The organism is Lysobacter terrae (assembly GCF_054782215.1).
In genome coordinates this window covers 22,052-35,658 of record NZ_BAAGSX010000007.1, presented here as the reverse complement: position 1 = coordinate 35,658, position 13,607 = coordinate 22,052, and the positions used below count along the sequence as shown (strand labels likewise).

General features: G+C 67.8%; 13 protein-coding genes. 9 read left to right on the top strand and 4 right to left on the bottom strand.

Annotation, left to right across the window (positions count from 1 at the left end; genetic code table 11):
- The first annotated feature begins 9 nt into the window (after nt 1-9).
- The 5 genes from ACYVJ8_RS11425 to ACYVJ8_RS11405 all read left to right on the top strand — a co-directional run bounded on the left by ACYVJ8_RS11425 (nt 10) and on the right by ACYVJ8_RS11405 (nt 3,828).
- Nucleotides 10-786: an AMP nucleosidase gene (locus tag ACYVJ8_RS11425; protein WP_460712450.1), complete on the top strand. Its 777-nt coding sequence runs from the start codon at nt 10-12 to the stop codon at nt 784-786.
- 22 nt (nt 787-808) lie between these two features.
- The gene (locus tag ACYVJ8_RS11420) at nt 809-1,216 is read left to right on the top strand and encodes a GFA family protein (protein WP_460712447.1); all 408 of its coding nucleotides are present in this window, start codon (nt 809-811) and stop codon (nt 1,214-1,216) included.
- 81 nt (nt 1,217-1,297) lie between these two features.
- Entirely contained in the window at nt 1,298-1,873 is a 576-nt protein-coding gene (locus ACYVJ8_RS11415) for a lysozyme inhibitor LprI family protein (RefSeq protein WP_460712442.1), read from the top strand.
- Between the two features lie 13 nt (nt 1,874-1,886).
- Nucleotides 1,887-2,426 carry a DUF924 family protein gene (locus ACYVJ8_RS11410; protein ID WP_460712441.1) on the top strand — a complete coding sequence of 180 codons (540 nt, stop codon included), beginning with the start codon at nt 1,887-1,889 and terminating at the stop codon, nt 2,424-2,426.
- Between the two features lie 16 nt (nt 2,427-2,442).
- Nucleotides 2,443-3,828 (top strand): cryptochrome/photolyase family protein, encoded by a 1,386-nt coding sequence (locus ACYVJ8_RS11405; RefSeq protein ID WP_460712439.1) that lies wholly within the window; start codon nt 2,443-2,445, stop codon nt 3,826-3,828.
- Nucleotides 3,829-3,863: 35 nt separating this feature from the next.
- Here the strand turns inward: ACYVJ8_RS11405 and grxD are convergent, their stop codons facing one another.
- Nucleotides 3,864-4,793, bottom strand: a complete 930-nt coding sequence (gene grxD, locus ACYVJ8_RS11400; protein ID WP_460712438.1) for a Grx4 family monothiol glutaredoxin — start codon at nt 4,791-4,793, stop codon at nt 3,864-3,866.
- Nucleotides 4,794-4,872: 79 nt separating this feature from the next.
- On the opposite strand from grxD, the gene ACYVJ8_RS11395 reads away from it, so the two are divergent.
- A complete protein-coding gene (locus ACYVJ8_RS11395) occupies nt 4,873-5,742 on the top strand; it encodes a polysaccharide deacetylase family protein (RefSeq protein ID WP_460712437.1) in 870 nt (289 codons plus the stop codon).
- Between the two features lie 79 nt (nt 5,743-5,821).
- Here the strand turns inward: ACYVJ8_RS11395 and ACYVJ8_RS11390 are convergent, their stop codons facing one another.
- The 3 genes from ACYVJ8_RS11390 to ACYVJ8_RS11380 are packed head-to-tail and all read right to left on the bottom strand — an operon-like array spanning nt 5,822 to nt 8,422.
- A complete protein-coding gene (locus ACYVJ8_RS11390; protein WP_460712586.1) occupies nt 5,822-6,493 on the bottom strand; it encodes a methyltransferase domain-containing protein in 672 nt (223 codons plus the stop codon).
- Nucleotides 6,494-6,519: 26 nt separating this feature from the next.
- Nucleotides 6,520-7,152 carry an SGNH/GDSL hydrolase family protein gene (locus ACYVJ8_RS11385; protein ID WP_460712436.1) on the bottom strand — a complete coding sequence of 211 codons (633 nt, stop codon included), beginning with the start codon at nt 7,150-7,152 and terminating at the stop codon, nt 6,520-6,522.
- Nucleotides 7,153-7,171: 19 nt separating this feature from the next.
- The gene (locus tag ACYVJ8_RS11380; RefSeq protein ID WP_460712435.1) at nt 7,172-8,422 is read right to left on the bottom strand and encodes an aminotransferase class I/II-fold pyridoxal phosphate-dependent enzyme; all 1,251 of its coding nucleotides are present in this window, start codon (nt 8,420-8,422) and stop codon (nt 7,172-7,174) included.
- A 203-nt stretch (nt 8,423-8,625) separates the two neighbouring features.
- Here ACYVJ8_RS11380 and rsgA point away from each other — a divergent pair, with 203 nt between their 5' ends.
- The 3 genes from rsgA (at nt 8,626) to ACYVJ8_RS11365 (ending at nt 13,534) form a co-directional block, all read left to right on the top strand.
- Nucleotides 8,626-9,747: a ribosome small subunit-dependent GTPase A gene (gene rsgA, locus ACYVJ8_RS11375; protein ID WP_460712433.1), complete on the top strand. Its 1,122-nt coding sequence runs from the start codon at nt 8,626-8,628 to the stop codon at nt 9,745-9,747.
- Nucleotides 9,748-9,750: 3 nt separating this feature from the next.
- Nucleotides 9,751-11,013, top strand: a complete 1,263-nt coding sequence (locus tag ACYVJ8_RS11370) for a flavohemoglobin expression-modulating QEGLA motif protein (protein ID WP_460712431.1) — start codon at nt 9,751-9,753, stop codon at nt 11,011-11,013.
- 247 nt (nt 11,014-11,260) lie between these two features.
- The gene (locus ACYVJ8_RS11365) at nt 11,261-13,534 is read left to right on the top strand and encodes an NADP-dependent malic enzyme (RefSeq protein ID WP_460712429.1); all 2,274 of its coding nucleotides are present in this window, start codon (nt 11,261-11,263) and stop codon (nt 13,532-13,534) included.
- Nucleotides 13,535-13,607 lie beyond the last annotated feature (73 nt).

Genomic DNA, 13,607 nt, shown 5'->3' with positions numbered 1-13,607 from the left:
GGGGCCCCCATGAAAGACAAAGAACAGATCGTCGGCAACTGGCTGCCGCGTTATACCGGCGTGCCGCTGGAGCAGTTCGGCGAACACATCCTGCTGACCAATTTCGGCGGCTACCTGCACACCTTCGCCCGCCTCACCGGCGCGCAGGTGGTGGGCCTGGACCGTCCGATGCCCAGCGCCACCGCCGACGGCATCACCATGATCAACTTCGGCATGGGCAGCCCCAACGCCGCGACGATGATGGATCTGCTCACCGCGATCATGCCCAAGGCGGTGCTGTTCCTGGGCAAGTGCGGCGGCCTGAAGAAGAAGAACCAGCTCGGCGACCTGGTCCTGCCGATCGCGGCGATCCGCGGCGAAGGCACCTCCAACGATTACCTGCCGCCGGAAGTGCCGGCCTTGCCCGCCTTCGCGTTGCAGCGCGCGGTCTCGACCATGATCCGCGACATGGGCCACGACTACTGGACCGGCACCGTCTACACCACCAACCGCCGCGTCTGGGAACACGACGAGAACTTCAAGGAATACCTGCGCAAGCTGCGCTGCATGGCGATCGACATGGAGACCGCGACCGTGTTCGCCGCCGGCTTCGCCAACCGCATTCCTTGCGGTGCGCTGCTGCTGGTGTCCGATCAGCCGATGATTCCCGAAGGCGTGAAGACCGAGGCCTCCGACGCCCGCGTCAGCGCCGATTACGTCGACAACCACATCCAGGTCGGCATCGAGGCGCTGCGCCTGATCCGCCGGCACGGCAAGTCGGTGAAGCATCTGCGGTTCGACGAATAAACACTCCACTCAAGGAAGATCCATGTCGAAGAAGACCTACCACGGCAGCTGCCACTGCGGCGCCATCCGTTTCGAAGCCGATCTCGATCTGAGCGAGGGCACCGGCAAGTGCAACTGCTCGATCTGCACCAAGACGCGCAACTGGAGCGCGATGACGACGCCGGAGGGATTCCGCCTGCTGACCGACGAAGCGGCTATCGCCGACTATTCCTTCGGCACGCAGAGCGCGCACTGGCTGTTCTGCAAGACCTGCGGCGTGCGCCCCTTCGGCCGCGGCTACATCCCGGAAGTGGGCGGCCACTATGTCTCGATCCAGGTCGCCTGCCTGGATGACGTCACTCCGGAAGAACTGCTCGCGGCGCCGGTGCGTTACTGCGACGGCCGCAACAACAACTGGATGGAAACCCCGGCCGAAACACGGCATTTGTAGGCGATTTCCGTCGTGCCGGGGGGCGTAGTCGCACCCCCTGCGACCCCCTTCCGGCACACTGCGTCCTCAAGAGGGAGAGGCATGGAAAAGATCGTCTATCTGTTGATCGGGGCCGCGATTACCTGGGGGTTGTACTTCATCCAGCGGCGCCTGGAACGGCGCAAGACCACCGAAGCGATCGAGCGCAACCAGAAGCTGCTGACCCTGAAGCAGGGCCTGGAGCAGGCCAGCACCAGCCTGGAGGAATTGCGCTTGTTCGAGAACCGCCTGATCGGCAAGGCCGAAGCGGCAGTGAAGATCGCCGGTCGCTACGTCAGCCAGGCCGGTGAAGTGGCGCGGCGCAGCGATGCGCTGCTCGTGCACGACGACATGACCGCACAGGCCGTGTCCGATTTCCAGCGCGTGGACGCGCGCCTCGACGATGCGGTCGTGCATCTGCGCAAGCAGCTCGATGGCGAGAACCTCGCCGCGTTCGAGCAGGTGCATCTGGCCTGGTTGTCCTTCCGCGAGCGTTACGCTCGCTTCATCGCGCAGTCGTACTCTGGCGGCTCGATCCAGCCGCTGATCCACGCGGTCACGCTGGAGAGCATCACCGCCGCATGGATCGCGGAACTGGAAACCCAGCTCGGCGACGATGATGCCGATGCGCTCGATTGAAGGAGAGGCCGTAATGAGCGTCATGCCCAGCGACATCGTCGGCTTCTGGCGCGATGCCGGTCCGAAGCGCTGGTTCGGCGGCGGCGATGCGTTCGATGCCGAATGCCGCACGCGCTTTCTGGAAGCGCACCTGCTCGCGGCACGGCGCGAGTTCGAACACTGGCTGGACGACGCCGAAGGCGCCCTCGCGCTGGTGCTGCTGCTCGACCAGATCCCGCGCAACGTGTTCCGCCGCAGTGGGCACGCGTTCGCCACCGATGGCTTGGCGCGGCATTACGCGGATCGCGCGCTGACGCTCGGCTTCGATACTCAGGTGGAGCTCAATCTGCGCAGCTTTTTCTATCTGCCGTTCCAGCATTCCGAAGCGCTGGCCGACCAGGAGCGCTCGCTGGAGTTGTACGCGCGCCTGCCGGGGGACGGCGATCGCTGGGCCAGGCTGCACTACGACATCATTCGCCGCTTCGGCCGCTTCCCGCATCGTAATTCGGCGCTGGGTCGCGACAGCACGAGCGAGGAGCACGCCTATCTCGCCGAAGGCGGCTTCTCCGGCTGAGCGCCGGCACGGCCGCATGGCGCGCGCGCTCGTCTGGTTCCGCAACGATCTGCGCTTGGCGGACAACCCGGCCTTGCAGGCGGCGCTGCGTGCGGGGTTCGAGCCGGTGCCGGTGTACCTCCATGCGCCCGAAGAGGAAGGCGCATGGAGGCCCGGTGCGGCGTCGGAAGCGTGGCGGCAGCGTTCGTTGCACGCCCTCGCGGATGCTGTGACGGCGCGCGGCTCGCGTCTGCAGGTGTTCACTGGCGCGACACTCCCGACCCTGCAGCGCCTCGTCGCGGACGCAGGCGCGGAGGCGGTGTTCTGGAATCGGCGCTACGAACCGGCGATCGAAGCGCGCGATACCGCGATCAAGCGTGTGCTGCGCCAACAAGGCCTGCGCGCGGAGAGCCATAACGCGGCCTTGTTATTCGAGCCGTGGCAGGTGCAAAGCAAAGCCGGCGATCCTTATCGCGTGTTCACGCCGTTCTGGAGAACCGCGCTGGCGCAATGGCGCTTGCCGACGGAGCAGGAAGCACCGCAGCGTTTGCCGATGCCACCGTCGCTGCAGGAAGCCATCGCGATCGACGCGCTCGGGCTCGCGCCTTCACCGGGCTGGGATGTGAATTTCTGGAACGAATGGACGCCAGGCGAAACGGGCGCGCAGGCCGCGGCGAGCGCCTTCGTCGCCAACGCACTCGATGGCTACGCGGCGGAGCGCGACCGGCCGGATCTACGGGGCACGTCGCGACTCTCGCCGCACCTGCACTTCGGGGAGATCGCGCCGTGGCGTGTCGTGCGCCTGCTCGATGGCGCGGATGCCGTCGCCGATCGCGACGCCCATGTGCGCGAACTGGGCTGGCGCGAATTCGCCCATCACGTGCTGCACCACTTCCCGCACACGAGCGACGACAACTTCAGTCCGCGTTTCGACGATTTCCCCTGGGCGAAACCGACGAAGCGACAGTTGCAGGCCTGGCAGCAAGGCCGCACCGGCATTCCGATCGTCGATGCGGGCATGCGCGAGCTGTGGTCCAGCGGCTGGATGCACAACCGCGTACGCATGATCGTGGCCAGCTTCCTGTGCAAGAACCTGCGCGTGCATTGGCGTGAGGGCGCGCATTGGTTCTGGGACACCCTGGTGGATGCCGATCTGGCCAACAATTCGCTGGGCTGGCAATGGGTCGCCGGCACCGGCGCGGACGCCGCGCCGTATCACCGCGTATTCAATCCGGTGCTGCAGGCGCAGAAGTTCGATCCGCAGGGCGATTACATCGCGCGCTGGGTGCCGGAACTCGCGCACCTGCCGCCCGCGCAGCGGCATGCGCCATGGACGGGCGCGATTCCGAGCGGTTACGTGAAGCCGATGGTGGATCTGGCAGCGAGCCGGCAGGCGGCGCTCGCTGCATTCGCGAAGCGGTAGGGCGGGCTCAAGCCCGCCCTACGTGATGCGCTCGCTCAATAACGCGCGACGTGCGAGTCCGCTTCCAGCGCCCACGCCTCGATGCCGCCTTCGACATTCGACACATCGCTGAAGCCAAGGCCGCGGAAGTGCTCCGCCGCCTGTGCGCTGCGGCCGCCGTGATGGCACAGGAACGCCAGCGGCGTGTCCTTCGGCAGATTCTCCAGATGCGACAGGCCTTCGCCGTCGAACACCGAGAACGGCACGTTCACGGCGGCGAGCGCGCGTTCGTCGGCCGGACGCACGTCCACCAGGGTGAGCGAACCCGCCGCGGCACGCGCATTGGCTTCCACGACCGACAGCGACTTCACCTGCGGCGGTGCGTTGGGATTGTCGATGACCAGGCCACGGCCGCGTTCGTCATCGACCCAGTCGATGCTCAGGCCCTGCGCGCGGCGCGCGCTGGCGACGTCGAACTGCGCGCGGATGCCGTCGTGTTCGATCGCGATCGCGGCCGCGTCGACCGGCGCGAGCTGCAGCTTGGCGTTGTAGCGCGCGTCGACCTCGACCTGCAGGGCATAGCCTTCGCCGGCGTTGGTCAGCGCGTCGCGCAGCATCGCCGCGGCGGCGGGCGTGATGATGATCGAAGGCGGCGTGCGGTCGGGCGCCTGCAGGCCGAGCAGGGAGTGCAGTTCGCCCGAATTGACCATCTGCTCGATGATGTCGCTGCCGCCGACCAGATCGCCGCCGACGTACAGCTGCGGGATCGTCGGCCAGTCGCCGTAGGCCTTGATGCCTTCGCGGATCTCCGGGTCGGCGAGCACGTTGACGTGCGCGTAGTCGATGTCCAGCGACGACAGCGCCGCAACCGCCTTGGCCGAGAAGCCGCATTGCGGCGCGCGCGGCTCGCCTTTCATGAACAGCACGACCTGGTTCGACTGCAACAGGGATTCGATGCGCGAACGCAGCGCGGGATCGAGCGACATGGAGACTTCATCCGACGTGTAGGGAAGCCCGTATTTTACGCGCCTGCCGCCGCGCGCCGGGCGGTACGGTGCGTTCCGCATGGCATCATCACCGCCTATGCCGCCGTTGCACCGTCCCCCGCGCTTCCCCTATGCCTGGATCGGCTGGCTGCTGCTGTCGCAGCTCGCCGTGGCCTGGATCTGGTGGGAGCTGGGCTGGAAATGGGGCCTGCCGGCCATGCTGCTGTCGCATGTGCCGGTGTGGTGGGGCACGCTCAAGCCCGATTCGCGCGTATTCAGCCCTGTATTGCGGCGACTGCCGGCCACGCCGGGCGATGCCCGGGTCTGGCTGACCATCGACGATGGGCCCTCGGCGGATACGCCGGCCATCCTCGATCTGCTGGATCGTCACCACGCACGCGCAACGTTTTTCCTAGTCGGCGATCGGGCGCTGCAGCACCCGGAGCTCGTGCGCGAGATGCTCGCCCGCGGACACGCCGTGGCCAACCACAGCCAGAGCCATCCGCAGGCCTGGTTCTGGGCGCTGGGCCCGCGGGCGATGCGCGAACAGATCGCGCGCAATCAGGCCACGCTCACGGCAATCACCGGCGAAGCGCCACGCTGGTTCCGCGCCGTGGTCGGCATGGCCAATCCCTTCGTCGCGGCACCGTTGCGCGAACAAGGCTTGGCGCGCGTGGCCTGGAGTGCGCGCGGGTTCGATGCATTGGCTTCGAATCCGCAAGCCGTGGTCGCACGCATCGAGCGCGACCTGGCTCCGGGGGCGATCGTGCTGCTGCACGAGGGGGCGAAGCACGGGCGCAATGTCGAAACGCTGGCGTTGCTGCTGCAGCGGCTGGATACGCTGGGTTACGGCACGGTGCTGCCGGAGGATCTCGAAGCCAGTGCTCCCGCGCTCACCCTCGCCCCGCTTGCGGGGAGAGGGACAGCGTCGCGTAGCGGCGCAGGGTGAGGGGTGGTCGGCGCGTTGCGAAGAGCGCCCCTCATCCGCCCCTTCGGGGCACCTTCTCCCCGCTGAGCGGGGAGAAGGGTCATGGCTTCGTCGCGACGACCCGCCAGTTGTTGAACGGCGTATCGCCATACAACGGCGTGAATTCAGACACCAGCCCAGCCGCCTCGAAGCGCGCGCGCAGCACGTCCGCATCGGGATAGCGCGACGGCCCGGCATTCATCCACCCCAGCAGGCGTGACATCACGTCGACCGCGCGAGTGACATGGGCGCGCTGGCTGCCGTCGGCCAGGCCGGTACGGATCACCAGCTTCGCGCCGGGCACCAGCATCGCGATCGCCGCATCCAATGTGCGTGCCTGCGCATCGGGAGGAATGAACTGAAGAACATCCAGCAGCACGACGCTGCCGCGATGGGCAGGATATTCACGGGTGAGGTCGACGCTGGCGAACTGCACATCGGACAGCTCCGCCGCTACCGCTGCACGCTGCCCACGCGACACCTTCGCCGCATCGTTGTCCACGCCGCGATACGGCAGCGCGATGTCCTGCGCGCGCAACGCATGCGCCAGCAGGCCCAGGCCGCAGCCCAGGTCGAGCACCGGCGCGCTCGTGCCGCGCAAGGCATCGCAGACGCCCGGATAGAGCGGATCGCTGCCGAGCTTGGTGCGGGTATACCAATAGTCCCAGTACCCGCCCCACGGTCGTTGCGGAAGGAAGGCAGCCGCGATCGCGCGCACCTGTTCGCGCGGCAGCGGCCGCGTCGCCACGGCGGCGTCGCTCATCGCACCAGCAGCTTTTGCGCGACCGGTAGTGCCGCCTGCGTCCACAGCGTGTACATCGCCGCGGAGGGATGCAGGCCGTCTTCGGCGATCATCTCCGCCTGCGCGCCGCGTTCGCGCGAGATCGGCGTGATGTCGACGAAGGCGACGCCTTCCCTCTCGCACTGGGCGCGCGCGGCGGTGTTGAAGGCATCGACCTCGCTGCCGATCGTCGCCGCATCGCGCTTGTCATTGGCCGCGAACGGGGTGATGCCCCAGTCGGGAATCGACAGCACCAGCACCCGGTTGGCATGCCCGCCCGCATGCTGGATGGCGCGCAGCAACAGGGTGTGGAACTCGCCGGCGTAGCCCACCGCGCTGCGGTTGCGGTACTGGTTGTTGACGCCGATCAGCAGCGAAACGAAATCGTAGGTGCCCAGCGGTTCGGCCGCATCGATGCCCCACTCGAGCTCGTCGGTGGTCCAGCCGGTGGCGGCGATGATGCGCGGGTCGCCGACGGCGATGCCTTGCGCGCGCAGTGCGCGCGCAAGCTGGACCGGCCAGCGGCCGTCCGCGGCCACGGCTTCGCCGATGGTGTAACTGTCCCCGAGCGCGAGGTAGCTGAGCGTACTGCCGCTGTTGGCTGCGTCCATGCAGGCATTGTAGGACGGGTCACGCCACCGCGGTGCGACGGGCCTGGGCCTGCTCGGCGTAGCGGTCGAGCACGCGCTCGATGCGGCGGAACACCTCGCGCAGATCGTCCGGCTGCGGCAGCAGGGTCACGCGGAAGTGATTGCGGTAGGGCACGTTGAAGCTCGATCCGGGCACCACCAGCACGTCCTCGGTTTCCAGTAGCTCCAGCGCGAACTTGTGATCGTCGAAACCGATCGCGGCATCGCCGGTTACCGCCGGGAACGCATACAGCGCACCGGCCGGGGCGACCAGTTCGAGATGGCGGCTGGCCGCCACGCTTTCGGTCACCGCGCGGCGCGCTTCGTACAGACGGCCGCCGGGGACGCACAGCGGGGTGATGGTGTCCTCGCCGTTCAACGCCGCCTCGATCGCGAACTGCCCCGGCACGTTCGCGCAGAGGCGCAACGCACCGAGCAGGTCCATGGCGTGGTGCAGGTCGCCGCTGGCGAGCGGATCGCCGCTCAGCACCGCCCAGCCCACGCGCCAGCCGCAGGCGCGGTGCACCTTGGACAGGCCGCCGAACGACAGGCAGGGCAGGTCGCCGGCGATCGGCGCGACCGGGGTGAAGCTCGCCTCGTCGAACAGGATCGAGTCGTAGATCTCGTCGCACATCAGCAGCAGCTTGTGGCGCGCGGCGATCGCGACGATCTTTTCGATCAGCTCGCGCGGGTAGGCGGCGCCGGTCGGGTTGTTCGGGTTGATCAGCACGATGGCGCGCGTGCGCGCGGAGACCAGCGCTTCGATCTCCTCCGGATCCGGCAGGAAGCCGTTTTCCGGCTTGCACTGGTAGTAGACCGGGCGGCCGTCGTTGAGGATCGTCGCCGCGCTCCACAGCGGGTAGTCGGGCGAGGGCAACAGCACTTCGTCGCCCGGGTTGAGCAGCGCACGCAGCGACAGGTCGATCAGCTCGCTCACGCCATTGCCGACGAAGACCCGCTCGGGCGACGCATTGGGCGTGCCGCGCTGCTTGTGGAAGGCGGCGATGGCTTCGCGCGCGGCCGGCAGGCCCTGTTGGTGGGTGTAGGGGTCGGTCTGGGCGATGCGCTCGGCGATCGCGCGCTGCAGATGCTCCGGCGCGCGGAACCCGAAGGCGCCCGGGTTGCCGATATTGAGCTTGATCTGCTTGCGCCCCTGGGCCTCCAGCTCACGGGCTCGACGGGCCAGCTCTCCGCGGATTTCGTAACGGACTTCGGACAGGCGTTCGCGGGTCTTCACGGAGGGCAGGGACATCGTGCAGCGCATCGGACTGGGCGGGTCAGACTAGCCGAAAAAACCGCCCGATTCAGCGCAGCTGCCGCGGTTTTCGCGGTTGGAAACGCTTCCCGGCGGCGAGGCGCGTGGCGGCGGACACCGGCCGCGCCGTCGACGCGGCTGGAGACGCGGCTAGGGGCGGCGACTAGAATCGGTCCCATGCCCCATCTTCACGCCCCGGTTTGAGCCCCGAACTCACCGCCCTGCAGGCCATCGGCTGGCCCCTGGCCGACGACGGCCTGCCGGCCGAATCCGCCTGGCGCGAAGCCATGGTCCTGCGGCCGCACGCCCGCCCGGCCCGGGTCGTCGAGCAGCACCGCAGCGGCTATATCGTCGCGGACGGCCCCGAGCACAGCTTCGCCGTCGAATCCCTGCCCGAATGGCTGCGCCCTGCGACCTACCGCAAGGGCGCCAGCGCGCCGGAAGAACGTCCGGCCGTGGGCGACTGGGTACTGATCGAGGGCAGCTCCGACAAGCATTCGAAGATCGTCGAACTGCTGCCGCGCCGCACTGCGATCAAGCGCGCCGCCGCCGGCGAGCACTACAAGCAGCAGCTGATCGCGGCCAATGTCGATACCGTCTTCGTCGTCTGCGGCCTGGACGCCGACTTCAACGTGCGCCGCATCGAGCGCTACCTGCTGCTGATCCGCGGCAGCGGGGCGGAACCGGTGGTAGTGCTGACCAAGACCGACATCGCCGACCCGATGCGCGACTCGGCCATGCTCGAGCTGGCCGCGATCGACGTCGAGCTGCGCGCGGTCAACGCCAAGGACGCCGACTGCGTCAACGGCCTGCTGGGCCCGTGGCTGCAGCCGGGGCGCACCGCGGTGCTGGTCGGTTCCTCGGGCGCCGGCAAGTCCACGCTCACCAACACCCTGCTGGGCATCGAGAAGATGAAGACCAGCGAGGTGCGCGAGCACGATTCGCGCGGCCGCCACACCACGACGTACCGCGCGCTGATCCCGCTGGCCTCGGGCGCCTGCCTGATCGACACCCCCGGCATGCGCGAACTCAAGCCGACCGGCGAAGAGCACGTCGCCGAGAACTTCAGCGACATCGAAGCGTTGGCCGAGCAGTGCCGCTTCCGCGACTGCAAGCATCAGCGCGAGCCCGGCTGCGCCGTGCGGGCCGCGATCGAGGCGGGCAAGCTGGATCCGCAACGCTTCGCCAATTACCTCAAGCTCAGCGGCGAAGTGACCGCCGCGGCGGGCAAGGCCGCGAACCGGCGTGCGCAGAAGCAGGAAGACAAAGTGGTGGGCAAGGCGCTCAACAAGCGGCTGGACGAGAAATATGGGCGGCACTGAGCCATGACCGAGCTGAGCCCCGATCTGCTGCACCACTCCGCGCTCGACGCGCGCATGGTCAAGGCCGTGAAGGGCATCCGCCTGCTGGCGCAGGTGAGCTGGCCGGCCAGCGTGCAAAAGCGGTTCCTCGACGAAGCCGCGCAGGGCCGCTACGCGATGCCGGTGATCGAGTATCAGAAGCTCGATTTCAGCGAGGCGCGCCGCGAGCTCGACGCGATCATCGCGCAGGCCGACCCGGATCATCCGCTCGGCCACTACCTGTGCGATTCCGCGCGCAGCTGGTCGATCGCGGCCGAACTGCTCGAAGCCGTGGGCACGCCCGAGGTCACCACCCATTCGATCCGCCTGTTCGGCCGTCCCGACGAGCCGCTGCCCGGCAACGGCCCGACCACGCGCGAAGCGGCGCGGCACTTCATCGACATCGCCAACGAGCTCGACCGCGAGTTGCTGGCGCCGTCCGAATGCGTCGCCATTTCCGCCACCGCCCTGCAGCTGCAACTGCAGGCCGCGCTCGACGACTTCTTCGACAAACGCGTGATCGAGGTCGTGCTCGATCCCGACCTCATCGCCAAGGCCGCCGCCGGCGCGACCCGCATCCGCCTGCGCCACGGCGCCGCCTTCAGCGACTACGACCGCCACCAGCTGATCGAGCACGAAGCCTTCGTGCACTCGCTGACCGCGCTCAACGGCCGCGAGCAGCCGCATTTGCCGAGTCTGGCGCTGTCTTCGCCGCGCACCACCGCGACGCAGGAAGGCCTGGCGACCTTCGCCGAACAGATCACCGGCGCGATCGACATCGAGCGCATGAAGCGCATCAGCCTGCGCATCGAAGCGGTGGCGATGGCGCTGGACGGCGCCGACTTCCTGCAGGTGTTCCACTACTTCCGCGACGCCGGGCAGAACGACGCCGACAGCTTCACTTCGGCGCAGCGCGTGTTCCGCGGCGTGCCGCCCACCGGTGGCGCGGCCTTCACCAAGGACACCGTGTACCTGCGCGGCCTGATCAGCGTGCACACCTTCTTCCGCTGGGCCTTGCGCACCAACAAGCTGCTGCTGTGCCGGCGCCTGTTCGCCGGGAAGATGACCCTGGGCGACGTGCAGCGCTGGGAACCGCTGTTCGACCAGGGCGTGCTCATGCCGCCGCGCTGGCTGCCGACGTGGATCGTGCGCGCGAACGGGCTGGCGGGGATGCTGGCGTTCTCGCTGTTCGCCAACCGGATCCGCCTCGATGCGGTGGCGCAGGGTGAGGATTTTCTCGACGTTTAGGCGAAGAGCTGCCCCTCATCCGCCCTTCGGGCACCTTCTCCCCGCAAGCGGGGAGAAGGAAAAGCAGGCCTCTCGCCGAGCTGCATCCACCCCTCGCCCCGCTTGCGGGGAGAGGGACAGCGTCGCGCAGCGACGCAGGGTGAGGGGCCGTCCGCAGCGACGCAGAGTGAGGGGCCGTGTGACCCCCGTCCAGCCCCCGTAATCCCTCCGGGCTACAATCCAAAGCCCCGCCGAACCTAGGCCCCCGATGTCCGACGACCTGAAGCAAGCCGCCCTCGACTACCACCGCATGGAACCGCGCGGGAAGATCAAGGTCACCGCGACCAAGCCGATGGTGACCCAGCGCGACCTCGCGCTCGCGTACTCGCCGGGCGTGGCCTATGCCTGCGAAGAGATCGCCCGGGACCCGAAATTCGCCAGCGACTACACCGCGCGCGGCAACCTGGTCGCGGTGATCTCCAACGGCACCGCCGTGCTCGGCCTGGGCGACATCGGCCCGCTCGCCGGCAAGCCGGTGATGGAAGGCAAGGGCGTGCTGTTCCAGAAGTTCGCCGGCATCGACGTGTTCGACATCGAGGTCGACGAGAAGGACCCGGACAAGCTTGTCGACATCATCGCCTCGCTCGAGCCGACCTTCGGCGGCATCAACCTGGAAGACATCAAGGCGCCGGAGTGCTTCATCGTCGAGCGCAAGCTGCGCGAGCGCATGAACATCCCGGTGTTCCATGACGACCAGCATGGCACCGCAATTATCGTGGGCTCCGCCGTGCTCAACGCACTGGCGATCGTCGGCAAGAACATCGGCGACGTGAAACTGGCGACCTCGGGCGCCGGCGCGGCCGGCATCGCCTGCCTCGACATGCTCGTCGCCTTGGGCATGAAGCCGGAGAACATCCTCGCGGTGGATCGCGACGGCGTGCTCTACACCGGCCGCGGCCACATGGACCCGGACAAGCAGCGTTACGCGCGCGACACCGACAAGCGCACGCTCGCCGACATCATGCACGGCGCCGACCTGTTCCTCGGCCTCTCCGCCGGCGGCGTGCTGAAGCCGGAGATGGTGGCGACGATGGCCGACAAGCCGATCATCCTCGCCCTCGCCAATCCCTATCCCGAAATCCTCCCGGAAGACGCGAAGAAGGTGCGCCCGGATTGCATCATCGCCACCGGCCGTTCGGACTACCCGAACCAGGTCAACAACGCGCTGTGCTTCCCGTACATCTTCCGCGGCGCGCTCGACGTCGGCGCGACCGAGATTAATGAGTCGATGAAGCTCGCCTGCGTGCGCGCCATCGCCCAGATCGCGCGCATGGAATCGTCCGACCTGGCCGGCGCCTACGGCGGCGATATCCCCAAGTTCGGCCCCGACTACCTGATCCCGCGTCCCTTCGATCCGCGCCTGCTGGTGTTGCTGGCGCCGGCCGTCGCGCGCGCGGCGATGGATTCGGGCATGGCGACGCGTCCGATCCTCGACATGAAGGCGTACGAGGAAAAGCTCGGCCAGTTCATCTACCGCACCGGCCTGATCATGAAGCCGGTCTACGACCGCGCGCGCGCCGACCGCCAGCGCGTGGTCTACGCCGAAGGCGAGGAAGAGACCGTGCTGCGCGCCGTGCAGACGGTGATCGACGAGGAGCTGGCGTACCCGATCGTGATCGGTCGCCCCGACGTGATCGAGCAGCGGATCAAGCGCATGGGCCTGCGCATGCAGGCGGGCGTCGATTTCGAATTGACCAACATCAATTCCGATCCGCGCTTCGACGACTACTGGCAGACCTACCACGCGCTGACCGAACGCCGCGGCGTCACCCCGGCAGCGGCGAAGAACCTGATGCGTTCGCGTCCCACCCTGATCGCCTCGATGATGGTCGAGCGCGGCGAAGCCGACGCGATGATCTGCGGCCTGGTCGGCCGCTTCCACAAGAAGCTGGGCTATCTGCGCAGCGTGTTCGACTTCGACCCGGGCGTCACCGGCACCGCCGCGATGACCGGCGTGATCAACGACCAGGGCGTGTGGTTCTTCCTCGACACGCACGTGCAGTGCGACCCGCCAGCGGAACAGATCGCCGAGGCGACGCTGCAGGCGACCTATCGCATGAAGCTGTTCGGCATCGAGCCCAAGGTCGCGCTGTTGTCGCATTCCAACTTCGGCAGCCACGACAACGCGTCGGCGGCGAAGATGCGCAAGGTCTACCAGATCATCAAGGAGCGCGTGCCGAAGCTGGAGATGGACGGCGAAATGCAGGCCGACACCGCGTGGGACGAGGAGCTGCGCCATCGCATCTTCCCGAGCACCACGCTGAAGGGCCGCCCGAATCTGTTCGTGATGCCCAACCTCGACGCAGCCAACATCACCTACAACATGGTGCGGGTGATGACCGACGGCGTCGCCATCGGCCCGATCCTGATGGGGCTGGACAAGCCGGCGCACATCCTCACCCCGGCGTCGACGCCGCGCCGCGTGGTCAACATGACCGCGATTGCGGCGGTGGACGCGCAGATTCGCGCGGCGCGCAAGTAATTGCCGAGAAGGCGGGCTGCGCCGCCTTTGCTCGTCATTCCCGCGAAGGCGGGAATCCAGGGACTTTGTTGTT

Excerpts from the sequence above, each read along its gene's own strand:
- ACYVJ8_RS11410 (WP_460712441.1), top strand. The coding sequence starts at position 1,887 with ATGAGCGTCATGCCCAGCGACATCGTCGGCTTCTGGCGCGATGCCGGT.
- ACYVJ8_RS11415 (WP_460712442.1), top strand. The coding sequence starts at position 1,298 with ATGGAAAAGATCGTCTATCTGTTGATCGGGGCCGCGATTACCTGGGGG.
- ACYVJ8_RS11425 (WP_460712450.1), top strand. The coding sequence starts at position 10 with ATGAAAGACAAAGAACAGATCGTCGGCAACTGGCTGCCGCGTTATACC.
- ACYVJ8_RS11395 (WP_460712437.1), top strand. The coding sequence starts at position 4,873 with ATGGCATCATCACCGCCTATGCCGCCGTTGCACCGTCCCCCGCGCTTC.
- ACYVJ8_RS11385 (WP_460712436.1), bottom strand. The coding sequence starts at position 7,152 with ATGGACGCAGCCAACAGCGGCAGTACGCTCAGCTACCTCGCGCTCGGG.
- ACYVJ8_RS11405 (WP_460712439.1), top strand. The coding sequence starts at position 2,443 with ATGGCGCGCGCGCTCGTCTGGTTCCGCAACGATCTGCGCTTGGCGGAC.
- ACYVJ8_RS11370 (WP_460712431.1), top strand. The coding sequence starts at position 9,751 with ATGACCGAGCTGAGCCCCGATCTGCTGCACCACTCCGCGCTCGACGCG.
- grxD (WP_460712438.1), bottom strand. The coding sequence starts at position 4,793 with ATGTCGCTCGATCCCGCGCTGCGTTCGCGCATCGAATCCCTGTTGCAG.
- ACYVJ8_RS11420 (WP_460712447.1), top strand. The coding sequence starts at position 809 with ATGTCGAAGAAGACCTACCACGGCAGCTGCCACTGCGGCGCCATCCGT.
- ACYVJ8_RS11365 (WP_460712429.1), top strand. The coding sequence starts at position 11,261 with ATGTCCGACGACCTGAAGCAAGCCGCCCTCGACTACCACCGCATGGAA.
- ACYVJ8_RS11380 (WP_460712435.1), bottom strand. The coding sequence starts at position 8,422 with ATGTCCCTGCCCTCCGTGAAGACCCGCGAACGCCTGTCCGAAGTCCGT.